This is a genomic window from uncultured Methylovirgula sp. (genome assembly GCF_947646745.1).
Classification (GTDB): Bacteria; Pseudomonadota; Alphaproteobacteria; order Rhizobiales; family Beijerinckiaceae; genus Methylovirgula.
Genome location: NZ_CANSHK010000016.1, coordinates 26669 through 48588, shown reverse-complemented (window position 1 = coordinate 48588; position 21920 = coordinate 26669). Strand labels below are relative to the sequence as shown.

Genomic DNA, 21920 nt, shown 5'->3' with positions numbered 1-21920 from the left:
GAACAGTCCGAAGCGGTTTTCGGACGAATCCGATGCGGTGAGAAGGATTTAAAGCGTCGAGCGATTTTGAACGTCCGACGCTCTTAGACCAACGCGATTGCAGCAATGAGACGCCCGTAATCCGGTTCGCCGCGATGCGTCGTACGGCGGTAGGAAAAGCAGCGCGCCTCGTCGGTATAGGTGTCGATGCCGCAATCGGCGAAAGCGCCGATACCCGCCTGTCGGAGGCGAAAGCCGATGAAGCGTGGGAGATCGAAGAGGAAATGCGCCGCCCGGGCCGATGGCCTGAAGAATTGCGCATAATCCTGCGCGGCATCGAGGAAGCGGGCGAAGAATTCCGGCCCGACCTCATAGGAATTCGGCCCGATCGTCGGGCCGAGCGCGGCGGTGATCGCGGTGCGCTCGGCGCCGATCCGCTCCATGGCGACGATCGTCGCTTCGAGCACGCCGGTGAGCGCGCCCTTCCATCCGGCGTGGGCGGCGCCGATGATCTGCCGTTCGCGGTCGGCGAAGAGCACGATGCCGCAATCGGCGCCCGTGACGCCAAGCCCCAACCCGCGCGTCGCGGTGACGAGCCCGTCGCAGCGCGGCCGCTCGTCCGCGGCGAAGGGGGCGCTGACGGGCAGCGCCGTCGCCGAATGGATCTGGAACGGAACAAGCAGATGATCGCCGGCGATGCCGAGCGCCTCGGCCATCCGGCGGCGGTTCTCAGCGACGCGCGCCGGATCGTCGTTCGAGCCGACGCCGCCGTTCAGCGAATCATAGACGCCGGTCGAGACGCCGCCACGGCGGGTGAAGAAGCCATGCGCCAGGCCGGGCGCTTTCAGGATGTCGAGAGAGACAGCTTCGGCTTTCATGACTCATTTCCTGGACTGGCGTCGAAGCCGGGCGGAGCGGCAAGATCGGGCGAGACGATCGCCATAACTTTGAACAATTCCGTCATGCTAGCCTTGGCGCCGCTCTGCGGGCCGGGCAAAGCGAGACGCGCGAGCGCGGCATCGATCGCGGCCGCTTGCTGAGATGTTGCCTTGCGTTTCAGCGCCGCCGCGCGCTCAAAAATGCCGAGCCGGGCGAGAAATTTGCCTTGGCTCGTCGGGCCATAAACCGCGGCGCCCTCGGCCGTCGCGGCGCGCGCGAGCGCCGCGAAATCGACATGTGCAGTCAAATCGGCTTCGCCCGGCGCGCGCAACGGATCGTCCGGCTCGTGGTTCTGCACCGCCTGCAGCGTGTCGCCGGCACCGGACTGGGCGTAACCATAGTCGATCATCAGCAACGCGCCCGCTTGGCTTACGAGATGCGTGGCGAGACGGCGCAGGATCGCCTGCGCGGCGGCGCCGACTTCGAAGATCGCGCCCGTCGATGCCACAGCCGGCCCCGATGCTCCGGCCGGCGAGAGACCGAAGCACAAATCGCCTTCGGCATTGAGCCCGACGACGCGCTCGCAGAGCCCCGTTTCCGTCTGCACATATTGGCGGATCGGCAGCGCATCGAAAAATTCATTGGCAAGGATGATCGCCGGCCCATCCGGCAGGGTATCGATCGACGAATGCCAGGTCACGGGCAGGCCCTTGAGCGTCGCGCGCTGGACCTCGATCAGCGCTTCGCTCGCTTCGACAAGATGGATGTCGGCGGCTTGCAGGAAGGCCGGGCGCAGCCGTGCGGCGCGCAGGGAATCCGCCAGCAGCGTTCCGCGTCCGGGGCCCAGCTCGACAAGCCGCAAGGACGACGGTTCGCCCATCTGCTGCCAGACCTCGACCGACCAGAGGCCGATCAATTCGCCGAACATTTGATGGATTTCCGGCGCGGTGACGAAATCGCCGGCGGCGCCGATCGGCCGGCGGACCCGATAATAGCCATAGCGCGGATGCTGGAGCGCTAGCGTCATGAAACGCTCGAGGCTGATCGGCCCGTCTTGCGCGATCATCGCCGCGATCTCGTGCGCCAGCGCGTTCACGCTTGCCTGCCGCGCGTCGCATAATAGAGGAGCACGAGTCCGGCGAGGATCAGCGGCACCGACAGCAACATGCCCATGGTCGCGCCGCCGAAGAGAAAGCCGAGCTGCGGGTCTGGCTCGCGGAAAAATTCGCAGATGATCCGCGCGATCCCATAGCCGAGCGCGAAAAGGCCGGTGACGAGGCCGGGACGTTTGAGCGCGCCGAGCCGCACCGCGAGCATCAGGAGAAGAAACAGAACCACCCCTTCGAGGCCGGCTTCATAAAGCTGGCTCGGATGGCGCGGCTGCCCGTCGGAACCTGGAAAGATCATCGCCCACGGCACGTCGGTCGGGCGGCCCCACAATTCGGGTTTGATGAAATTGGCGAGCCGCCCCAGAGCGAGGCCGATCGGCACCGACGCGGCCGTCACGTCCATGACCGAGAGCACCGGCACGCCGGCGCGGCGGGCGAAGAGGGCGATGCCGAGCATCGCGCCGAGCAGGCCGCCGTGAAACGACATGCCGCCTTTCCAGACGGCGAAGATTTCGAGCGGATGCGCGAGATAGACCGGTAGGTTGTAAAACAGCACATAGCCGGCTCGGCCGCCGAGGATGATGCCGAAAGCGACATAGACGACGAGATCGTCGATGCTGGCCGGCGTCGGATGGGCAACGCTGCCCCAGAGCTTGTCGCGGCCGACCAGGTGGCGGACATAGGCCCAGCCGAAAATGATCCCGGCGATATAGGCGAGCGCATACCAGCGGATCGGCAGCGGGCCGATGTTTACGAGGACCGGATTGATGACGGGGTAGGGAATGAGAAGCAGCATCGCCCGAATCTGGCTGAAATCTACGGCGGTGATGCGACGCGGCGATCACGAGGTCAAGGCGCCCCGTTTGCGCTTGCGGCAAACCCGAAAACGCGCAACATAAAGGGAACGAAATGACGCTTGAACGAAATGAATCTGGAGCGTGCCATGCCCGAGACCCGCAGCAATATGTTTAACGATTTTTCGCGTCTCATGAACGATGCGAGCGAAATGGCGCACGGCGTGCGCCGCGAGGCGGAAGGCGCCATCAAAGCGCAGGTCGAGCGCTTCCTGTCGGCGATGGATGTCGTCACCCGCGAGGAATTCGAGGCGATGCGCGAGATGGCGATTGCCGCGCGCGACGAGAACGATCGTTTGAGGAAGCGGATCGAGGCGCTCGAAGCCAAGCTCGGCGTGACCTCCGCCACCTAGTCGCGTGCCGCCCGCGAGCCCCGTGGCGGTCGTCGACGGCCGCCAGTCGGATATGGCGCTGGCGATTGCCCGCGGCACGCGGCGGTTGCTGCGCAATCTGCGTTTTTCGACCCTGACTGAATTGCCGCTGGCGAGCGGGCGGCGCGCCGACGTCGTGGCTCTGGCGGCGGACGGGACGATCGTCATCGTCGAGATCAAATCATCGCTCGCCGATTTCCGCGCCGATCAGAAATGGCCGGATTATCGCGCCCATTGCGACCGGCTCTATTTCGCCATTTCCGATAATCTCGCGCCCGAGATCATGCCCGACGACGCCGGGCTGATCGTCGCCGATGCGTTTGGCGCCGCGGTCCTGCGCGAGGCGCCGGAGCACCGGCTCGCGCCGGCGACGCGGCGCGCCATGCTGATGCGCTTTGCGCATGCCGCCGCGCATCGCCTGCACGGGCTGACCGATCCGGAGATCTTGAGCTTCGGGCCGGTCTGATCAGCGCGGCGCGCGCTTGGCGAGGATGCGCTGCAAAGTGCGCCGATGCATGTTGAGCCGCCGCGCCGTCTCCGAAACATTGCGGCCGCAGAGTTCGTAGATGCGCTGGATGTGCTCCCAGCGGACCCGGTCGGCCGACATCGGATTTTCGGGCACTTCCGCCTTGTCGTGATGCGTCGCCATCAGCGCGGCATAGATATCGTCGGCGTCCGCGGGCTTAGCCAGATAATCGAAGGCGCCGAGCTTCACCGCCGTCACCGCGGTGACGATATTGCCATAGCCCGTCAGGATGATGGCGCGCGCCTCGGGGCGCCTGGCCTTCAATTCGGAAATGACATCGAGCCCGTTCCCGTCGGCGAGGCGCATGTCGATCACGGCAAAGGCGGGCGGCGCGTGGCCGATGACGGCGAGCCCCTCGGCGACCGATTGCGCTGCCGTGACGATAAAGCCGCGTCCTTCCATGGCGCGCGCAAGCCGCGTCAGGAAGGCGCGATCGTCGTCGACGATAAGCAGCGTCTTATCCTCGGGTAAATCCCCTAAGGTCGCGATCGTTTCCACCCTAGCCCCCGATATCGGTTCGAAGGGGTCTGATTTGGTCATGGCCTGGAAGCCTCTGGCTATATTAGAGCGATTTCCCGCGCCCTAGAATGGGAAATCGGAGTGGATGGGTCCGAAAGCCGTCGACGGCCCGGTGCTGCGGCCTTTTTGCCGGTCCCGCGGCGAAATGGCAAATAGACAGCTTCGAATGGTAAATCGATCGCTTCAATGGGCGGGCCATTGGGCGATGCGGCGCCCGTCGCCGCGCGGCTCCAACGCGAGCCGGGCGGCAAGGCTTTGCGCCGGCCCGGCGTGGGAATCAATGCGCGCCCGCGGCCAGCGCAAGGTGATCCGGGCGCCCGATTGCGGCGGCAGCCGATTGCTGATGATCACGGTCGCGCCCGAGCGTTCGAGCAGAGTCTTGGCGATGAAGAGGCCAAGGCCGAGCCCCGAATCCTCCTCGTGCTTGGTATGCCGGCCGGCGCGCGTCGTCACATAGGGTTCGCCAATGCGGCCGATGACATCCGGCGAAAAGCCCGGTCCGTCATCCTCGATCGTGATTTCCAGAATGCTCTTGTTCCAGCGGGCGATGATGCGGACCTCCGACTTGGCGAAATCGGTGGCGTTTTCGATGAGATTGCCGAGGCCGTAGAGAAGCCCGGGATTGCGTTTGATCACCGGCTCCGGCGCCACGCCGTCCTTGATCACATTGATGGCGATCTCGAAGCCGCGATAGGGCGATGCGGTCTCCTCGATCAGCAGGTCGAGGCTCATCTCCTGCAAGATGCTGCCCGGCTCGTCCTCGCCCAAGGAGGCGAGCTTGCTCAATATGCTGCGGCAGCGGCCGACCTCCTGGATGATGAGGCCGACATCGTCATCGTAACTGCCGGAGGGAAGTTGCTTGCGCAATTCTTTCGCCGCGATGCTGATGGTCGCGAGCGGCGTGCCGAGTTCGTGCGCGGCGGCGGCGGCAAGGCCATCGAGCTGGCTCAAAAGCTGCTCGCGCGCAATGACAAGCTCGGTCGCCGCAAAGGCGTCGGCAAGCTTGCGTGTTTCCTCGGCGATACGCGACGCATAGATCACGGTGAAGGCGGCGCTCACCGTGACCGCCGCCCAGATGCCAAGGCTATAGAGCGAGGGAAGCTGGAACGGCGAATTCTGCGTCCAGGGCAGCGGATGATGGAAGAAGGTGATGACGGTTGCGGCGACGACCATCAGGATGAAAAGGCCGATCGCGGTGCGTGCCGAAAACGAGACCGCGGCGATCATCACCGGCGCAAGAAAGAGAACCGCGAAGGGGTTCTCGATGCCGCCGGTGAGATAGAGCAGCGCCGCGAGCTGGACGATGTCGTAGGCAAGAATGGCGGCGGCCGGCGTATCGTTGAGCCGATCGCTGCGGTTATAGCGCAAGGTGAGGACGACGTTGAGCCAGGCCGAGCCGGCGATGAAGAGCAAGCAAATGCCGAACGGGATTGGAAAGCCGAGCCCGAAGCGCACCAGAAGCACGGCGACCAACTGGCCGCAAACGGCGAGCCAGCGCAGCTTGACCAGCGTGTCGACGCGCAGCCGCCGCGACCGCCGGCCGAGGTCAAGGTAAAGATTCTCAGTCATTGTTGCATCCTTGTCCGCACCTGGCTGTGGGTCAATCGAGGGGCGAATGCAATGGAATTCGCTGATGCGGCGGCGGGCCCAAGAATGCATTATCCAGTGGCTATCCCCCAGCACGAGCCACAATTGATTGTGCAGAGCTGGTCGGCACCTTATCTTTAAGGCACGTCAGGCGAATCGATGTGTGCCGGATTCCTCCCGCGAAGGTCGGGTTGCGTTCCGGTTAAACAATAACCATAATAGCTTTGTTGCAGCGCAGCAAAGTCTCCGGGGCGCGAAACTTAAACTCGATCGAACGAGTTGGCGCCTATAGAGGGAACAGCTGGGATGGCCAGGCGAATGAACGATCCTTTCTCCTATCAATGGCATGAGCTTGCCTATCTGGCCGTGGCGCCGGCCCGTGCCGTGTCCGACGTGGCGCGCGTCTGGTTCAAGAGTCCGCTCAATCCCTTGGCGCATACGCCGGTCGGCCGCAATGTCGCGGCCTCGGCGGAGATTTTCGAACGGCTGACTCGGCGCTACGGCAAGCCGGTTTTCGGCCTCGATGAGACGATAGTCGACGGCCAGCCGGTGCCGGTTCTCGAAAAGGTTGTTTGGGAACGTTCATTCTGCCGATTGCTGCATTTCGAGCGGCAATGGCTGCGGCCGCACAAGCCGCAAGCGAAGCTTCTGATCGTTGCGCCGATGTCGGGGCATTTTGCGACGCTGCTGCGCGGGACTGTGGAGGCCTTCCTCCCTTTTTACGATGTCTACATCACCGATTGGGCCGATGCCCGCATGGTGCCGATCGCCCGCGGCGGCTTCGATCTCGACGACAACATCGATTACATGATCGATATTTTCCGCGCGCTCAGCGCACGCAAGGACGGGTTGCCGCTGCATACGATCGCGGTCTGCCAGCCGGCGGTGCCGGTGCTCGCCGCCGTGGCGCATCTCGAAAAGCTGCATGATCCGGACGTGCCGGCTTCGATGGTTTTGATGGGCGGTCCGATCGACACGCGCCGCAGCCCGACGGCCGTCAACAAGCTCGCCGAAGCGCGCGGCAGTCAATGGTTCAAGGACCATTGCATCCATCCCGTGCCCTATCCCTATCCAGGGGCGCGGCGGGCGGTCTATCCGGGCTTCTTGCAGCTCACCGGTTTCATGGCCATGAACTTCGACCGGCATTTCAACGCCCATGTCGAGATGTTCAACCATCTGATGGAAGGCGACGGCGATTCCGCCGAAAAGCACCGCGAATTCTACGATGAGTATCTCGCGGTCATGGATCTGACGGCGGAATTCTATCTGCAGACGATCGAGACCGTTTTCGTGCGCCATCTTCTGCCGGAAGGAAAGATGACGCACGACAACCAATATATCGACCTCGCCGCGATCAACCGCACCGCGCTGATGACGGTCGAGGGCGAGAAGGACGATATTTCCGGCCTCGGCCAGACGAAGGCGGCGCAGGATCTCTGCATCAACATCCCCTCGAAGCTGAAGCTCCACTATCAGCAGGACAATGTCGGCCATTACGGCGTCTTCAACGGCTCGCGCTTCCGCCAGTCCGTCGCGCCGCGCATCCGCGAGTTCCACGCCGCGGTCGCGCCCGTCTGACCAGGACGGCCCGGCTCCCTCTGTGTTGCGATGCAAAAACGGACAGATACAGCCTCCGGCTGCAGGTAAAATGCCGCCAATTTGAGCCGCCGATTTAGTGGCGACTCAGGCTAGCTGCGGCTAAAATTCCCGCATGCCTGGCCCCCGCAAGAACGCACCCAGAACATCGGACATTACCTTTCTCGACGTCTCGCACGGCGGCGAGACGTTTCGCGTCGCCCTGAAACGCATCAGCACGGCGCGACGCTTCACCTTGCGCGTTCGCGCGGCGACGCGCGATGTGGTGCTGACCATGCCGCCGCGCGGCTCGCTCATCGGGGCGCGCAATTTCGTCGAGCGACATGCCGCTTGGATCGGCGTGCGGCTGCAACGCCTGCCGGCGCCGATGCCGTTCGGCGGCGGCGAGGTCGTGCCGATCCGCGGCATCAATCATCGCATCGTCGAGCGGCCGCGCCAGCGCGGCATGGCTTGGGTCGAGCCTGCGCTCAATCCGGAGAGCGACAAAAGCTTGCCGATGCTCTGCGTGACCGGCGAGCGCGCGCATGTCGCGCGGCGGGTGCAGGATTTTTTGATGCGCGAGGCAAAGCGCGACATCGAGATGGCGGTGACGCGCCATGCCACCAAGCTCGGCGTCAGCCCACGCAAGATCACCCTGCGCGATACGACGAGCCGCTGGGGCTCGTGCTCTTCGACCGGAGCGCTGAACTTCTCTTGGCGGCTGATCATGGCGCCAAGCTATGTGCTCGACTATCTGGCCGCGCACGAGGTGGCGCATCTCGTCCATATGAACCACTCGCCGGCCTTCTGGAAAATCGTCGGCAAGCTCTCAGTGCATGTCGATCGCGCCGAAAGTTGGCTGAAGGTCAACGGCGCCGGTCTCTTGCGTTTCGGGCCGTACAAGGCCTGATCGTTTCCGGCCAGATCATTTGCGCACGAAGGTAAGGTAGACGGGCTTGCGCCCGGCGGCGAGCGCCTTGGCTTCGTACCGCGTCGAGGCCCAGCCGGCCCAGGGTTCGCGCCAGTCGCGTGCCGTCTTGGCCTGCCATTCGAAGTCGGACGAATCGAGCGCGCGGGCGAGCGTCCATGCGGCATTGTCGTCGATATCGGTCGCGAAGCGGATTTCTCCGCCTGCACGCACGATGCGCGCGAGCCGCTTCAGCATGTCGCCGGAAAGAAAGCGGCGCTTGCGCTGGCGCCGTTTCGGCCAGGGATCGGGATAGAGCAAATAAGCGCCGGCAAGGCTTCGTGCCGGCAGCGCATCGATGATGAGACGGGCATCGCCCTGATAGAGGCGGATGTTATCGAGGTCCTGTTCGGCGATCAGCGACAGTGCCTTGACGACGCCGTTCTCGAAGAATTCGCAGCCGATAAAGCCCTGATCGGAATGTGCCGCGGCTTCCGCCGCGAGATGCTCGCCGCCGCCGAAGCCAATTTCGAGCCAGACCTGTTCGGAGGCATGCGGGAACAAGCCCGCCGCATCGGCGATCGGCCGCGCCGGATCGAGCGCCAGCCGCGGCAGCAAAGTCTCGAGCAAGCTCTGCTGATGCGCGCTCAGCTTCTTGCCCTTGCGGCGCCCATAAAGGCGCGCCGCAGGGGCGTGTTCGTCGATCATCGTTTCGGCCGTACCGGATGTATCCGCAAACCGCTGCGCACGCTCGTTCCGCTGCGTCAGTTGAAGCTTGCCCGCAGTTTATCGACGAGATCGGTCTTCTCCCAGGAAAAGCCGCCGTCGGCTTCGGGCGGCCGGCCGAAATGGCCATAGGCCGCGGTGCGGGCATAGATCGGACGGTTGAGTTGCAGATGGTCGCGGATGCCGCGCGGCGACAGGCGCATGATCTGCGGCAGCGCCAATTCGAGCTTCTCTTCCGGCACGCGGCCGGTGCCATGCGTGTCGACATAGATCGACAGCGGCTCGGAATAGCCGATGGCATAGGCGAGCTGGATCGTCACGCGGTCGGCGAGGTCGGCGGCGACGATGTTCTTGGCGAGATAGCGCGCCGCATAGGCAGCCGAGCGATCGACCTTGGTCGGATCTTTGCCGGAGAAGGCGCCGCCGCCATGCGGGGCCGCGCCGCCGTACGTATCGACGATGATCTTGCGGCCGGTGAGGCCGGTGTCGCCGTCCGGTCCGCCGATGACGAATTTGCCGGTCGGATTGACGTGCCAGATGGTCTTGTCGGTGATCCAATGCGCCGGCAGCGTCTTGCGGATATAGGGCTCGACGATGGCGCGGACATCGTCCGAGGTGAGGTTCGGGTCGAGGTGCTGCGTCGAGAGCACGATCTGCGTTGCCGCAACCGGTTTGCCGTCGACATAACGGATCGTCACCTGGCTCTTGGCGTCGGGGCCGAGCTTGGCCGCATCGCCTTCGCCGGCGTGGCGGGCGGCGGCCAGCGTCTGTAGGATCTTGTGCGAATAATAGAGCGGCGCCGGCATCAGCTCCGGCGTTTCGCGGCAGGCGAAGCCGAACATGATGCCCTGGTCGCCGGCGCCTTCGTCCTTGTTGCCGGCTGCATCGACGCCCTGTGCGATATCGACGGATTGGCCATGCAGCAGCACTTCGAATTTGCAATGCTGCCAGTGGAAGCCATCCTGCTCGTAACCGATGGCTTTGATCGCCTTGCGCGCGGTTTGTTCAATGATTTCGGGCGAGAGTTCGGGGCCGCGCGTTTCGCCGGCGATAACGACGTGGTTTGTTGTCGCCAAGGTCTCGCAAGCGACACGCACCTGGTAGGGATCGATGCCGGCCTTGGCGGATTCGCGGAAGAACAAATCGACGATTTCGTCGGAGATACGATCGCAGACCTTGTCAGGATGGCCTTCAGAGACGGATTCGCTCGTAAACAGATAGTTTTGCCGGGGCACGAAACACTCCAACGTCGCCACATGCTGGAAAGAGGTGGAAATCGGCTCGGCTGCGGCGGGAAGAGACACGAGGCCAAGCGATTTGATCGACTTTCGGCCAATCCGTTCTTTTCGTCAAGCCATTCACGGCTTAACGTTCGTTATAACGAATTTAGTTCAGGGCTTCTCAGCCTGGCCGTTTCCGGCCGCCGCCCCAGCCGCGGGCTCGTCGCTGCCAAGGCTGGCGATCAGGTCGATGATGCGCTTGCGCACCTTCGGATCCTGGATGCGGGCGAAGGCTTTGTTGAGATGCAGCCCTTCTGCCGTGGCGATGAAGTCGAGAATGAAGGTTGAACTCGGCTGCTCAGCGACGCCGAGTGCGTCCGAGCCGTTGGCCAAGGCGGGCTCGTCCTGCATCGGCGCGCCCTCGAAAAAGAAAGCCGGCGGAACGTTGAGCGTGCGGGAGATCTGCTGCAAACGGCTGGCCCCGATCCGATTGGTGCCTTTCTCATATTTTTGGATTTGCTGAAATGTCAGGCCTAGGGCTTCACCAAGCTTTTCCTGACTCATTCCGAGAAGGACTCGACGCATACGGACGCGGCTGCCGACATGACGGTCAATCGGATTCGGAGCCTTCTTCACGAATCACATTCTCCTAGCCGCTGCCCAGTGGGGAATCGAACGCATCCGACTCCCAGCACGCGGCAATCTACACAATTCGAGTGGGTGACCACGACGAAAGACGGATCGAATTATCTGTTTCTCGCGCGATAGTCCGTGACGCGAATGAAACGCAACGCTGCGCCTCAAGCTTATTTCGAGGCCCGACAATGCAGCGTTTCGTTTTTGCCCCCACAGCAGATTTTGCCATATAAAACCGTGTTGTTAGCCATTGTCAAACGATCCCTCGCAGCGCGAGCGCGGCGCAAAACGCTACAACCCAAGCTAAAATACCGGCGAGAAATGGCGCTCTCGCGAAAGGGGGCATCGCAATCTTTTCGGGCAATGCGCCATCGACGACACCTTCCTGTTGCAAACCCAGAAAGCGTTGCACGCGGCCATAAGGATCGATGATCGCCGAGATGCCGGTATTGGCATCGCGCAACATCGGCAGGCCTTGCTCAATGCTCAAAAGCCGCGCCTGCGCCAGATGCTGATAAGGCCCGGCGGTGTTGCCGAACCAGGCATCGTTGGTGACGTTGATGATGAGCCCCGGCTCGGTGCCGGGCGGCAGGCCCGGCGGCAACGCTTCTTCCGGAAAGATCGCTTCATAGCAGATGAGCGCCATGACGGGCGGCAATCCCGGCAGATTCATCAGCCGATGCGCCGCGCCCGGCGCGAAGCCGCCGGGGATATGGACGAAATGATGCAAGCCGAGATGCCGGAGCGTGGATTCGAATGGCAGGTATTCGCCGAACGGCACGAGATGCACTTTGTCGTAAGTGTCGAGAATGATACCGCCGCGGGCGATGGCGAGCATGGAATTGAAATAGGCCGGATAATCGCGGCCGCCTTGACTGACGATGCCGACGCGCGCGGCGCCGGTCACCAGCGTCGTGCTGGGCGGTAGGGCACCGCCGATGGCGGCGAGCGAGGGCGGATCTTCGGTCAGAATGAACGGGAAGGCCGATTCCGGCCAGACGAGCAGCGTGACATCGGCCAATCCGGTATTCGCGGGGCTTGTCGCGCGATCGGACAGGGCAAGATAGCGCGCGACGATTTCATCCTTGTGCGCGGGGCTGAAATTATCATCCTCGGTGACATTGGGCTGCATCAGCCGGACTTTGACGCCGGGCACGTTTCCGGGCGGCGGCGCCGCCAGTCGCAAAGCGCCAAAACCGGCAAGGCTCAGCAGTACGGCCGCAGCGACCATCACGCCGGCCGGTATCCGTCGCTGGCCTTTCTTCATCCGGGCATCGGCCAACAAAGCCGGCGCAGCGAAAATCGCGACGGTCAGAACATTGAGCGCCGGCAGGCCGCCGATTGCCGCGAATTGCGCGAGGACGAGATGATCGCCAAGCGCCATCCCGTAATCGTTCCAAGGGAAGCCTGTGAACACATGTTCGCGCAGCCATTCGCTGAAGCCGAGGCCGGCGGCGAGCATCAGCACGCGCGCCGGTCCGCCCGACCAGCCAAGCCGCGCCAGCGCGAAACCGAAGGCGGGGAACAGCGCGAGAAAAGCCGGCAGGCCGAAGATGCCGAGCGGCATCGCCCAGACGAAATCCTGCGGCTCGACCAGAAAGGCTGCACCGAGCCACCAGAAGCCGGCGACAAAATAGCCAAAGCCCCACCACCAGCCGGCGCTGAAGGCGTTGCGGAGCGCCGCCGAGCGCATAGGAGCGCCGGGACTTTGCTTTGCCTCCGCCGCGCCATCGATGAGCCAGACGGCGAGCGTCATCGGCACGATCATAGCGAAAAGGAAATCGACCGGCGCCAAGGCGAGCGCGCCGCAGGCGCCGCCGGCGAAGGCGATCAGCCGGCGTCGCCAGCCGCCGGCGAGGATCACGAATTCGGCGACTGAATACATGTCTCGGGCGGATCGGGAGGAGGGAAAAGAGCGAAAAAATCCATTGGGTGCCGGAGCGGGCAGGCTGACGCTCCTGCCGAATCGGCAGCCCCGCCCCGTTTTATCTGCATCGGATTCGTCCGAAAACCGCTTCGCACTATCGGTCCGATGCTCGACCGGCTTTTTGAGGCTCGCCAGGTCCGGATTGCGGCGGATGCGCCTCCTGCGCCGGCGGCTCGCCGCCGGGCGCCAGAGGCTCTTCGGCGGCGGCCGGGCGAATCTTGATTCGCTTCACCCGGCGCGGATCGGCGTCAAGAACCTCGAATTGGAAACCTTCCGTGGTCAGCGTTTCACCGCGCAGCGGAACATGTCCGGCCAGGTTTGTCACGAGGCCGCCGAGCGTATCGACGTCTTCGGCATCGACAAGCTCGGAGAGATCATGGCCGAGCACTTGCGAAACATCGCCGAGGCTCGCGCGTGCATCGACGACGAAGGTGCCGTCCGGGCCGCTCTCTATCTTCGGCGTCTCGTCGTCGTCATGCTCGTCCTCGATATCGCCGACGATCATCTCGACGACATCCTCGATCGAGGCCAATCCGTCGGTGCCGCCATATTCGTCGATGACGAGCGCCATATGCGTGCGCGTCGTCTGCATTTTGACGAGCAGATCGAGCGCCGGCATGGAGGGCGGGGCAAACAGCACCGGCCGCAGAATGCCGGATTCCGCCAATGTGATGTCGCCGAAGCCGCGCTGCCCCGGCCGCGGCGCATTGAGCTTGAAGCCGTCGGTCAGATTGGCGATCAGATCGACGAGGTCGCGGATATGGACCATGCCGCGCGGATCGTCGAGATTTTCGGCATAGACGGGAAGGCGCGAATGGCCGGCGGTGCGGAAGGCGTCGAGCACTTCGGCGAGGCTCGCATCGTAAGCGACGCCGATAATGTCGGCGCGGGGGATCATGATGTCGACGACGCGGATCTCGTGCAGCGAGAGCACGTTGTTGAGCATCTCGCGTTCGAGCGGCGAGAAGCCCGAGGCTTCGGTGATCTCCTCGATCGCCTCCTGCACATCCTCGCGCAACGAGCCGCCGCCGAGGCCGAGCAAGGCACGCAACCGGCCGAGCAATCCCTGCTTGCCGGATTTTTCGTGACTAGAGTCCGGGTCGCCGTTGATGCTCATTCGACGCTCGCAACGCGGACGGCATAGGGGTCGGAAATGCCGAGCGCGGCGAGAATGTCGCGCTCCAGCGCTTCCATCTCGAGCGCTTCCGCCTCCGTCTCGTGATCAAAACCGATGAGATGCAAAAAGCCATGGACGACGAGATGCGTCACATGCGCTTGAAAGGTCTTCAATTCGGCCCCGGCTTCGCGCGCGCAGGTCTCATAGGCGATCGCAATGTCGCCGAGCGCTTGCCGCGTCTCGACTTCGCCCGGTGCGGGAAATGAGAGGACATTCGTCGCCTGATCTTTGCCGCGCCATTGCCGATTGAGTTTTCGAATCGCTTCGTCATCGGTCAGCAGAATGCTGATCTCGACGCCGGGCTTGAGTTTGACGCCCGACTTGAGAATTGCTTCGCCGATCGACGCGGCCGTCCAGCCGGGAACGTCGGGGGCATTTTCCCAAAGCGCCCCTTCGACGACGAAATCGATCAAGGGTGCTTCGCTCATCGCCGCGGCTTTCCCTCAAGCGCCGGCGCGCGTGTCCGCGCTTCATAGGCCGAGACGATGCGGCGGACGAGATCATGACGCACGACATCGCTGTCGGCGAAGCGGATATGGCCAACGCTTTCGATGCTAGCGAGCAGGCCGATCGCTTCGGCAAGGCCGGAGATCTGTCCCACGGGCAGATCGACCTGCGACGGGTCGCCGGTGACGATCATGCGCGAGCCTTCGCCGAGCCGGGTCAGGAACATTTTCATCTGCACCGAGGTCGTATTCTGCGCCTCGTCGAGCAGCACGCAGGCATTGGTCAGGGTGCGGCCGCGCATGAAGGCGAGCGGCGCCACCTCGATCATGCCCGTCTGCATGCCGCGCTCGACCATGCGCGGATCCATGAAATCATTGAGCGCGTCGAAGATCGGCCGCAGATAAGGATCGACCTTTTCGCGCATGTCGCCGGGCAGGAAGCCAAGCCGTTCGCCCGCCTCGACCGCGGGGCGCGAGAGGATCAGCCGTTCGACGATGCCCTGTTCGAGCAGCGAGACGGCATAGCCGACGGCAAGCCAGGTCTTGCCGGTTCCGGCCGGGCCTTCGGCGAAGCAAAGCTCCTGACGCTTCAGGCAGCGGATATAAAGATCCTGCGCCGCATTGCGGGCCCGCACCACGCCGCGCCGGCGCGTGCTGATCTGCTCGAAATGGGTGCGCGGAATATCGGCATTGGGGAACAGCGAGCCTTGCAGGGCGCGTTCCTCGATCGCGCCGTCGACATCGCCGGGTCCCACCTCTTGACCGAGCTTGACGCGGCCGTACAGCATTTCGAGCACTTCGCGCGCCTGTTCGCAGGCATCCGCCGGGCCTTTGATCGTGACCTGATTGCCGAGCGCATTGGCGACGACGCCGAGCTTGCGTTCGACCTTGGCAAGGTTCTGATCGTAGAGACCGAAGAGCAGCGAAGCGTGCTTGTTGTCGTCGAAGGCCAGGGTCACTTGTGCCGGAGCCTCGGGCGCCAAAGGAACCGGCGTGGAATCGCCGCGCAGCGACATCGAACGGTCAGATGGTCTCAAAGCCTCTGTGTCTCCTCGGGCATCAGGCGCCCAAATAGCGAATTCGACGCCAAGCCGGTGATCTCGACGGGCAGAATCCGGCCGATGAGCGCCTCCGGCGCCTCGACCTGGACAGGTTGTAGATAGGGAGACCGCCCGGCGATTTGTCCGACATGGCGCCCTTTTTTCTCGAAGAGAACAGCAAGAGTTCTGCCAACGAGGCTTCGGTTGAAGGCGAGGCGCTGCGCGTCGAGCAGCTCTTGCAACGCGGCGAGCCGCGCGACCTTCACCGCCTCGGGCACTTGTTCATCCATTTCGGCGCCGGGCGTGCCCGGCCGCGGCGAGTATTTGAACGAAAAGGCGCTGGCGAAGGTGACCTCCTGGACAAGATCGAGCGTCGCCGCGAAATCCGCATCGCTCTCGCCGGGAAAGCCGACGATGAAATCGGAAGAAAGCGCGATATCGGGGCAGGCATCGCGAAGCCGCCGCACGATGTCGCGATAAGCGGCGCGGTCGTGCTTGCGATTCATCCGGCTCAGGATCGCGTCGGCACCCGACTGCACCGGCAAATGCAGATAGGGCATCAGCGCCGGCAGATCGCGATGCGCGGCGATGAGATCGCCATCCATGTCGTTGGGATGGCTCGTCGTATAGCGCAGCCGGGCGATCCCTGGAACTTCGGCGAGCCGCGCGCAGAGCTTGGCGAGCGACCAGACCCGCCCATCCGGACCTTCGCCGTGATAGGCATTGACGTTCTGGCCGAGGAGCGTGATCTCGCGGACGCCCGCCGCGGCCAAATCCGCGACCTCGGCGACGATCTTTTCGACCGGGCGCGAGACTTCCGCGCCGCGCGTATAGGGCACGACGCAGAAGGTGCAGAATTTGTCGCAGCCTTCCTGCACGGTGACGAAGGCGGCAACGCCGCGCGCTTGCGTGACGCGGCGCGGCGGCGTGACGAGAAAATCGAACTTGTCCTCGACCGGAAACTCGGTGTCGATCACCGGCATGGCTTCGGCGCGGCGCAGGAGCTCGGGCAGGCGATGATAATTCTGCGGGCCGACGACGAGATCGACGGCCTTTTGGCGGCGCACGATTTCGCCGCCTCCGGCCTGGGCGACGCAGCCGGCAACGACAACCTGGGTGGCGAGACCGCCGGCGCGGCGCGCATCCTTGACTTCGCGCACCTTGCCGAGCTCCGAGAAAATCTTCTCCGCCGCGCGCTCGCGGATGTGACAGGTGTTGAGAATGACGAGGTCCGCGTCGTCCAAGGTTTGGGTTTCGTCGAAGCCCGCAGGCGCCAGCAAATCGGTCATTTTCTGCGCATCGTAAGCATTCATCTGACAGCCATATGACTTGATGAACAGCTTGCGGCGCGGCGCGGCATTTTGCGGCTCGGCGGCCGTCTCGACGGGCAAATCGATTGTTTCGGTCATGGTCCTCGTAGGCGGCCAATGGGCGGCGCCCGTTGCTCCTTTTAACCCGAATTTGCCTTGGCCGCCACGCTGCTAAGCAAGATCGCGGCGTAAAACCAGGGCGGTGGCGCGGCCGCCGTCGGCGGCGCGATAATAGGCCTTGCGCTCGCCGACCTGACGGAAGCCGAAGCTTTGGTAAAGCTTGATCGCGGCTTTATTATCCGCTTCCACCTCCAAAAATAGGCATCGGACCCCGGCGGCCGCCAGCGCCGGCAGGTGATTGGCCAAAAGCGCCGCGCCAATTCCCCGCCTGCGCGCTCCGGGCGCGACCGCAAGGGTCAAGATTTCCGCCTCATCGGCCGCTTGCCGCGAGAGGACGAAGCCGGCGGGGCCGGCCGCCCAGTGCCTGAGGCTGGCGGGCCGCATGGCCGCATGGGCGATGACGTCGCGGGCGGCGAGCAGGCTCTCGAACTCCTCCGTGCTCCACGGATGAGGAAAGCTCTGCGCATGGATGCTGGCGCAGGCCTTGCCGCCTTGCGGGCCGAGGCGGCGGATCGACGGCGTCGCGGACGTGCCGACTCCCTTGCCGGCTCTCTTGCCGAATTCCTTGCGAAACCAGTTGCGCATCAGGCAGGCGCGAGCGGAATCTGGCTCTGGTCTTGGGGCTTGGCGTCCGGCGGCTTGAGATAGAGCGGCCGCGGCGGTGCGCCATGCGGATCGGCGAGCAGGCCGAGCCGCGCGACATAGCCGATGTCCGGGGCGCCCGTCTCGCCGACGACCTCCGCCGTCAGGCGGGCCGACCAGGCCTCGATCGCCAGCATCGGCGCACCGGAGCCTGCCATACGAATCGGCCCGGTGCCGAGCAGCCGCACCGCCTCGCGCACCGTGGCGACGCGCGGCGCCACCAGCGCCCGCCCGTCGGGACCAAAGACGGCGAAATAAATGCTGCCATGTTTGGCGTCGATCGCCGGCACGACAAGGCCGGGCTCTCCCGCCAGAATCAGCGGCGCCGCCAAGGCGGCGAGCGTCGAGACGCCGACGACGGGAACGCGGCAGGCGATGCCGATCGCCCGGGCGGCGGCAATGCCGACACGCAAGCCGGTGAAGGAGCCGGGGCCGACCGTGACGGCGATGCGATCGAGCGTATCGAAGCCGCCGGCCTCCGAGACCACGCGGTCAAGCAGCGGCATCAGCGCTTCGGCCTGGCCGCGCTGCATGACGATCGTCTCGGATACGAAAAGATCGTCGGCGCTATCGTCGTAAACGCAGGCGGAAACGGCGTCGAGCGCCGTGTCGATCGCAAGGATTCGGGTCATCCGGCTGCGTTTGATCTCCCGCTCAGATGGATTGCACCGTCTGCACCCCCGGCACGTAGTGGCGCAGCAGATTTTCGATCCCGTGCCGCAGCGTCGCTGTGGACGACGGGCAGCCCGAGCATGAGCCCTTCATCGCCAGATAGACGGTGCCGTCGCGGAAACCGCGAAACTTGATATCGCCGCCGTCGCCGGCAACCGACGGCCGCACGCGCGTCTCGATCAATTCCTTGATCGTCTCGACCGTCTCGGCATCTTCGGCGGCAAAGAATTCATCCGGCTCGTCGTCCGGGTCGCCGGTGACACCCGCGGCGAGCAGCGGCGCGCCGGATGTGAAATGTTCCATGATGACGCCGAGGATTGCCGGCTTCAGCGCCGGCCAGTCGCTGGCATTCTTCGTCACGGTGATGAAATCGCTGCCGAAATAGACGCCGGCGACGCCCGGAATTTCGAACAAAGCTTCGGCGAGCGGCGATTGCGCGGCGCCCGAGGCATCGGGAATGTCGAGCGTGCCGTCCGGCATCACTTGCCGGCCGGGCAGGAATTTCAATGTCGCCGGATTCGGCGTCAGTTCGGTTTCGATGAACATGGCCTGCTCCCAATATCCGGTTCAAGGCCGGAGTTGGACGTGTTTTCTATATGGGCGAGGAATTTTGCCTGAGCAAGCCGTGAATTGGACGATGCACCGACCGAATCACCAGTATTGGTGGGCCGGGCAGGACTTGAACCTGCAACCAGACCGTTATGAGCGGCCGGCTCTAACCAATTGAGCTACCGGCCCGGCAATGTCTGCCGAGGTTGCGGGCATTACACCGAACTTGGCGGCGCGTGCAAGCCGCCGGCGCCGCACGCCGGCCGAACTCACTTCTCGGTCAGCTTCAATTCGATGCGGCGGTTCTTGGCATAGGCGGCTTCGTTGTCGCCTGGATCGATCGGCTGGAATTCGCCGAATCCTGCGGCGACGAGCCGGTCGGCGGGCACGCCCTTGCTGATCAGATATTGCACGACGGCGATGGCGCGCGCGGCAGAGAGATCCCAGTTCGAATGAAACTCTGGCGACTGGATCGGCCGCTTGTCGGTATGGCCGTCGACGCGCAGGACCCAGGGAATTTCGGGCGGGATTTCCTTGTTGAGCTCGATGACGGCCGAGGCGAGCTTGTCGAGCTCGCTTTCGCCGGCGGGATTGAGCACCGCCTTCCCGGTATCGAACAGAACTTCGGATTGGAAAACGAAACGGTCGCCGACGGTGCGGATATCGGGGCGGTCGCCGAGAATCTGCCGCAGCCGGCCGAAGAAGTCCGAGCGATAGCGCGCCAGCTCCTGCACCTTCTGCGCCAGGGCGATATTGAGTCGCGAGCCGAGGTCCGCGATCTTGGCCTGCGATTGCTTGTCGCGCGCTTCGGACGCGGCCAGCGCATCCTCGATGGCCGCCAATTGCTTGCGCAGTGCGCCGATCTGCTGATTGAGGATTTCGACCTGCGCCAGCGCCTGGGCGGAGACCTGCTTTTCCGCTTGCAGCGCCTGTTCGGCGGCTACGACCCGCTGGTCGGCGCTGCCGGCACCGGCGCCGGCCGCGGCCATCTCGCCTTGGAGTGCAGCATTCTTTTTTTGTTCGCTCGCCAGGGTCGCACTCAGCGCGGCCAGCTGATTTTGCGCGTCGGCCCGGTTCGTCTGCGCCAGGGCGAGTTGCGCGGTCAGTTCGGCGATCTGCTTATTGAGCTTGGTCAGCACCGTGTCCTTGCCGGTGACTTCGCGGGCGAGAAAGAATTGCGCCAGCATGAACACCGAGAGCAGAAAGGTGATGACGAGCAGCATCGTCGTCAGCGCATCGACGAAGCCCGGCCAATAATCGATCGGGCGTTGCGCGCGCCGCGAACGAACCGCCGGCATCAGCCGCGCTCCGTTTCGCTGGCGATCTGCTTCAATACGTCCTTCACTTCATTGTTCTGCGCCGCCTGGGCCTCGACCCAATCGCGGATCATCTGCTGCTCGGTGCGCATGTGCTGGACGAGGCTCTGGACGCCGTCGGCAAGATTGGCCATGGCGATCGAGGTGGCGCGGGCGTGTGTCTGGTCTGCCGCGGCGGCGATCTTTTCCAGCGCGGCACGCAGATCGTGCGGCACGGTCTCGGAAATGGGCAAGTGTTCGACCGGGAGATCGGCCGGGGTCGTCTTGGCGGTCAGATTGTCTTCGAGCTCGTTATAGAAACGGTTTTGCGCCTGGCCCGCCTGCAGGTCGAGAAAGCCGAGCACCAGCGAGCCCGCGAGGCCGAAAAGCGACGAGGTGAAGGAAATGCTCATGCCGGCGAGCGGCCGCGCCAGATTGTTCTTCAGATCGTCGAACATCACCGCGGCATCGCCGCCGGTCTGCATCGAGTTGAGGATGCCGCCGATCGAGCCGACGGTGGTGAGCAACCCCCAGAAGGTGCCGAGCAGGCCGAGAAAAATGAGCAGGCCGGTCAGATAGCGCGACGTGTCGCGTGCCTCGTCGAGCCTTGTGCCGATCGAGTCGAGAATCGCCCGCAACGTCAGGGTCGGGACCGCCGCCTGGCTCACCGGCCGGCCGCCGAGCAATGTCGCGATCGGCGCCAGGAGAATGGGCTGTGCGACTTCGTTCTCATAGCCGCGCGATAGGGCGTTGACCCAGCGCACTTCGCGGAAGAGCCGGATCACCTGCCGCAGGGCCAGCACGATGCCGACAAAGAGCACGAAGAAGATCAGGCTGTTGAGGCCGGGGTTGGCGAGAAAGGCGGTCTTGATCTGTTTGTTCAGGATCAGCGCAGCGAAACCGACGAGGATCAGGAACACGACCATGCGGACGAGATAGATTCGCGGCGACGACAATTTGTATGGATCAATTTCGACCGCCATCGGACGCGCTCCGCCTTCGCTTCCCCGCCAAATCTTGGCGTTTGTCTAGCACAGATCGGTTTTAGCGGGCAGGGCGAATGAGCGCCAATAATTGCGAATGGATGGCCTCATTTCCGGCGCAAATCGAGCCGGTTCCGAAAATATCGGTGCCGCCGTCGGCATCGGTGACGAAGCCGCCCGCCTCGCGGATGATCAAAATGCCCGCCGCCATGTCCCAGGATTTCAGGTGGCGCTCCCAGAAGCCGTCATAGGCGCCCTGCGCGACGAAGCAAAGGTCGAGCGCCACGGCGCCAAGGCGGCGCAGATTGGAGGCGCGCGCCATGACGGTGGCGAATTCCCTCTGGAAGCGGTCGTGATCCTTCTTGCCGAGATGCGGAATGCCGCAGCCGACGAGTGCATCGGCGAAGTCGCGTCGCGCGGCGACGCGGAGCCGGCGGTTGTTGAGATAGGCGCCCTGGCCCTTTTCCGCGACATACATGTCGTCAGTGGCAGGATTATAGACGAGGCCGGCGACGATCTGGCCTTCGCGGGCGAGGCCGATCGAAATGGCGAAGATCGGCAGGCCGTGCAGAAAATTGGTCGTGCCGTCGAGCGGGTCGATGTACCAGGTGTGGCTCTTGTCCGTGCCCTCGACGATGCCGGATTCTTCCATCACGAAGCCATAGCCCGGCCGCGCCTTGGCGAGTTCCTCGAACAGCGTCTTTTCGGATTTCCTGTCGGCGGCGGAGACGAAATCGCCGGGGCCCTTGACCGACACCTGCAGATTCTCCACCTCGCCGAAATCGCGCTTCAGGCCGCGCCCGGCCTTCAGCGCCGCGGCGGTCATCACATTCATCAAGGCGGAGCGGATCATAGAGGAAGCTGGTCTCGA

23 protein-coding genes and 1 tRNA gene are annotated in these 21920 nt (G+C 63.9%); 4 read left to right on the top strand and 20 right to left on the bottom strand.

Going from position 1 to position 21920, the window contains the following annotated elements; all coding sequences use genetic code 11:
- Positions 1-83: 83 nt before the first annotated feature.
- From Q0025_RS06620 to lgt, 3 genes are read right to left on the bottom strand one after another with little or no spacing between them, the layout of a single operon-like run.
- Positions 84-857, bottom strand: a complete 774-nt coding sequence (locus Q0025_RS06620; RefSeq protein WP_297297247.1) for a polyphenol oxidase family protein — start codon at positions 855-857, stop codon at positions 84-86.
- A complete protein-coding gene (locus Q0025_RS06615) occupies positions 854-1954 on the bottom strand; it encodes an SAM-dependent methyltransferase (protein WP_297297245.1) in 1101 nt (366 codons plus the stop codon). The genes Q0025_RS06620 and Q0025_RS06615 overlap by 4 nt, the downstream gene beginning before the upstream one ends.
- Positions 1951-2763, bottom strand: a complete 813-nt coding sequence (lgt, locus tag Q0025_RS06610; RefSeq protein WP_297297243.1) for a prolipoprotein diacylglyceryl transferase — start codon at positions 2761-2763, stop codon at positions 1951-1953. Before lgt ends, Q0025_RS06615 begins: the two co-directional genes overlap by 4 nt.
- Positions 2764-2910: 147 nt before the next feature.
- Here lgt and Q0025_RS06605 point away from each other — a divergent pair, with 147 nt between their 5' ends.
- Both Q0025_RS06605 and Q0025_RS06600 read left to right on the top strand, forming a co-directional pair.
- Positions 2911-3174 carry an accessory factor UbiK family protein gene (locus Q0025_RS06605; RefSeq protein WP_297297242.1) on the top strand — a complete coding sequence of 88 codons (264 nt, stop codon included), beginning with the start codon at positions 2911-2913 and terminating at the stop codon, positions 3172-3174.
- A 22-nt stretch (positions 3175-3196) separates the two neighbouring features.
- Positions 3197-3658, top strand: coding sequence for an MmcB family DNA repair protein (locus Q0025_RS06600; protein ID WP_297297240.1), 462 nt, complete (start codon positions 3197-3199; stop codon positions 3656-3658).
- On the opposite strand, the gene Q0025_RS06595 is transcribed toward Q0025_RS06600, so the two are convergent.
- Positions 3659-4258, bottom strand: coding sequence for an ActR/PrrA/RegA family redox response regulator transcription factor (locus tag Q0025_RS06595; protein WP_297297238.1), 600 nt, complete (start codon positions 4256-4258; stop codon positions 3659-3661). It lies immediately after the preceding gene.
- A 162-nt stretch (positions 4259-4420) separates the two neighbouring features.
- Positions 4421-5806 carry an ActS/PrrB/RegB family redox-sensitive histidine kinase gene (locus Q0025_RS06590; RefSeq protein WP_297297236.1) on the bottom strand — a complete coding sequence of 462 codons (1386 nt, stop codon included), beginning with the start codon at positions 5804-5806 and terminating at the stop codon, positions 4421-4423.
- A 336-nt stretch (positions 5807-6142) separates the two neighbouring features.
- On the opposite strand from Q0025_RS06590, the gene phaZ reads away from it, so the two are divergent.
- Both phaZ and Q0025_RS06580 read left to right on the top strand, forming a co-directional pair.
- Positions 6143-7402: a polyhydroxyalkanoate depolymerase gene (gene phaZ, locus Q0025_RS06585; protein WP_297297234.1), complete on the top strand. Its 1260-nt coding sequence runs from the start codon at positions 6143-6145 to the stop codon at positions 7400-7402.
- Positions 7403-7535: 133 nt separating this feature from the next.
- A complete protein-coding gene (locus tag Q0025_RS06580) occupies positions 7536-8309 on the top strand; it encodes a SprT family zinc-dependent metalloprotease (RefSeq protein WP_297297232.1) in 774 nt (257 codons plus the stop codon).
- Positions 8310-8324: 15 nt separating this feature from the next.
- On the opposite strand, the gene trmB is transcribed toward Q0025_RS06580, so the two are convergent.
- The 15 genes from trmB to Q0025_RS06505 all read right to left on the bottom strand — a co-directional run bounded on the left by trmB (position 8325) and on the right by Q0025_RS06505 (position 21902).
- The gene (gene trmB / locus Q0025_RS06575) at positions 8325-9014 is read right to left on the bottom strand and encodes a tRNA (guanosine(46)-N7)-methyltransferase TrmB (protein ID WP_297297230.1); all 690 of its coding nucleotides are present in this window, start codon (positions 9012-9014) and stop codon (positions 8325-8327) included.
- 56 nt (positions 9015-9070) lie between these two features.
- Positions 9071-10267 (bottom strand): methionine adenosyltransferase, encoded by a 1197-nt coding sequence (gene metK / locus Q0025_RS06570; RefSeq protein ID WP_297297228.1) that lies wholly within the window; start codon positions 10265-10267, stop codon positions 9071-9073.
- A gap of 156 nt (positions 10268-10423) precedes the next feature.
- On the bottom strand, positions 10424-10888 hold the full coding sequence (locus tag Q0025_RS06565; RefSeq protein ID WP_297297226.1) for a helix-turn-helix transcriptional regulator: 465 nt from the start codon (positions 10886-10888) through the stop codon (positions 10424-10426).
- Between the two features lie 253 nt (positions 10889-11141).
- Positions 11142-12773 carry an apolipoprotein N-acyltransferase gene (gene lnt / locus Q0025_RS06560; protein WP_297297224.1) on the bottom strand — a complete coding sequence of 544 codons (1632 nt, stop codon included), beginning with the start codon at positions 12771-12773 and terminating at the stop codon, positions 11142-11144.
- 136 nt (positions 12774-12909) lie between these two features.
- A complete protein-coding gene (locus Q0025_RS06555) occupies positions 12910-13932 on the bottom strand; it encodes a hemolysin family protein (RefSeq protein ID WP_297297222.1) in 1023 nt (340 codons plus the stop codon).
- Positions 13929-14420: an rRNA maturation RNase YbeY gene (gene ybeY, locus Q0025_RS06550; protein ID WP_297297220.1), complete on the bottom strand. Its 492-nt coding sequence runs from the start codon at positions 14418-14420 to the stop codon at positions 13929-13931. Before ybeY ends, Q0025_RS06555 begins: the two co-directional genes overlap by 4 nt.
- On the bottom strand, positions 14417-15454 hold the full coding sequence (locus Q0025_RS06545; protein WP_297297219.1) for a PhoH family protein: 1038 nt from the start codon (positions 15452-15454) through the stop codon (positions 14417-14419). The genes ybeY and Q0025_RS06545 overlap by 4 nt, the downstream gene beginning before the upstream one ends.
- 17 nt (positions 15455-15471) lie before the next feature.
- Positions 15472-16887 (bottom strand): tRNA (N6-isopentenyl adenosine(37)-C2)-methylthiotransferase MiaB, encoded by a 1416-nt coding sequence (gene miaB / locus Q0025_RS06540; RefSeq protein WP_297297217.1) that lies wholly within the window; start codon positions 16885-16887, stop codon positions 15472-15474.
- A 72-nt stretch (positions 16888-16959) separates the two neighbouring features.
- Positions 16960-17493, bottom strand: a complete 534-nt coding sequence (rimI, locus tag Q0025_RS06535; protein WP_297297215.1) for a ribosomal protein S18-alanine N-acetyltransferase — start codon at positions 17491-17493, stop codon at positions 16960-16962.
- A complete protein-coding gene (gene tsaB, locus Q0025_RS06530; protein ID WP_297297213.1) occupies positions 17493-18182 on the bottom strand; it encodes a tRNA (adenosine(37)-N6)-threonylcarbamoyltransferase complex dimerization subunit type 1 TsaB in 690 nt (229 codons plus the stop codon). The genes rimI and tsaB overlap by 1 nt, the downstream gene beginning before the upstream one ends.
- A 22-nt stretch (positions 18183-18204) precedes the next feature.
- Positions 18205-18768, bottom strand: a complete 564-nt coding sequence (locus tag Q0025_RS06525; protein ID WP_297297211.1) for a NifU family protein — start codon at positions 18766-18768, stop codon at positions 18205-18207.
- A gap of 115 nt (positions 18769-18883) precedes the next feature.
- Positions 18884-18960: transfer RNA gene (locus Q0025_RS06520), tRNA-Ile, on the bottom strand.
- Positions 18961-19040: 80 nt separating this feature from the next.
- Positions 19041-20069, bottom strand: coding sequence for a peptidoglycan -binding protein (locus tag Q0025_RS06515; protein ID WP_297297209.1), 1029 nt, complete (start codon positions 20067-20069; stop codon positions 19041-19043).
- The gene (locus tag Q0025_RS06510) at positions 20069-21049 is read right to left on the bottom strand and encodes a flagellar motor protein MotA (protein ID WP_297297208.1); all 981 of its coding nucleotides are present in this window, start codon (positions 21047-21049) and stop codon (positions 20069-20071) included. The genes Q0025_RS06515 and Q0025_RS06510 overlap by 1 nt, the downstream gene beginning before the upstream one ends.
- A gap of 61 nt (positions 21050-21110) precedes the next feature.
- Positions 21111-21902 carry an inositol monophosphatase family protein gene (locus Q0025_RS06505; protein WP_297297206.1) on the bottom strand — a complete coding sequence of 264 codons (792 nt, stop codon included), beginning with the start codon at positions 21900-21902 and terminating at the stop codon, positions 21111-21113.
- Between the last annotated feature and the right edge of the window lie 18 nt (positions 21903-21920).

Bases quoted from the DNA above. Each gene is read 5' to 3' on its own strand.
- Q0025_RS06620 (WP_297297247.1), bottom strand. From the start codon at position 857: ATGAAAGCCGAAGCTGTCTCTCTCGACATCCTGAAAGCGCCCGGCCTG.
- lgt (WP_297297243.1), bottom strand. From the start codon at position 2,763: ATGCTGCTTCTCATTCCCTACCCCGTCATCAATCCGGTCCTCGTAAAC.
- Q0025_RS06605 (WP_297297242.1), top strand. From the start codon at position 2,911: ATGCCCGAGACCCGCAGCAATATGTTTAACGATTTTTCGCGTCTCATG.
- Q0025_RS06595 (WP_297297238.1), bottom strand. From the start codon at position 4,258: ATGACCAAATCAGACCCCTTCGAACCGATATCGGGGGCTAGGGTGGAA.
- Q0025_RS06590 (WP_297297236.1), bottom strand. From the start codon at position 5,806: ATGACTGAGAATCTTTACCTTGACCTCGGCCGGCGGTCGCGGCGGCTG.
- phaZ (WP_297297234.1), top strand. From the start codon at position 6,143: ATGAACGATCCTTTCTCCTATCAATGGCATGAGCTTGCCTATCTGGCC.
- Q0025_RS06580 (WP_297297232.1), top strand. From the start codon at position 7,536: ATGCCTGGCCCCCGCAAGAACGCACCCAGAACATCGGACATTACCTTT.
- trmB (WP_297297230.1), bottom strand. From the start codon at position 9,014: ATGATCGACGAACACGCCCCTGCGGCGCGCCTTTATGGGCGCCGCAAG.
- lnt (WP_297297224.1), bottom strand. From the start codon at position 12,773: ATGTATTCAGTCGCCGAATTCGTGATCCTCGCCGGCGGCTGGCGACGC.
- Q0025_RS06555 (WP_297297222.1), bottom strand. From the start codon at position 13,932: ATGAGCATCAACGGCGACCCGGACTCTAGTCACGAAAAATCCGGCAAG.
- ybeY (WP_297297220.1), bottom strand. From the start codon at position 14,420: ATGAGCGAAGCACCCTTGATCGATTTCGTCGTCGAAGGGGCGCTTTGG.
- Q0025_RS06545 (WP_297297219.1), bottom strand. From the start codon at position 15,454: ATGTCGCTGCGCGGCGATTCCACGCCGGTTCCTTTGGCGCCCGAGGCT.
- miaB (WP_297297217.1), bottom strand. From the start codon at position 16,887: ATGACCGAAACAATCGATTTGCCCGTCGAGACGGCCGCCGAGCCGCAA.
- rimI (WP_297297215.1), bottom strand. From the start codon at position 17,493: ATGCGCAACTGGTTTCGCAAGGAATTCGGCAAGAGAGCCGGCAAGGGA.
- tsaB (WP_297297213.1), bottom strand. From the start codon at position 18,182: ATGACCCGAATCCTTGCGATCGACACGGCGCTCGACGCCGTTTCCGCC.
- Q0025_RS06525 (WP_297297211.1), bottom strand. From the start codon at position 18,768: ATGTTCATCGAAACCGAACTGACGCCGAATCCGGCGACATTGAAATTC.
- Q0025_RS06515 (WP_297297209.1), bottom strand. From the start codon at position 20,069: ATGCCGGCGGTTCGTTCGCGGCGCGCGCAACGCCCGATCGATTATTGG.
- Q0025_RS06510 (WP_297297208.1), bottom strand. From the start codon at position 21,049: ATGGCGGTCGAAATTGATCCATACAAATTGTCGTCGCCGCGAATCTAT.
- Q0025_RS06505 (WP_297297206.1), bottom strand. From the start codon at position 21,902: ATGATCCGCTCCGCCTTGATGAATGTGATGACCGCCGCGGCGCTGAAG.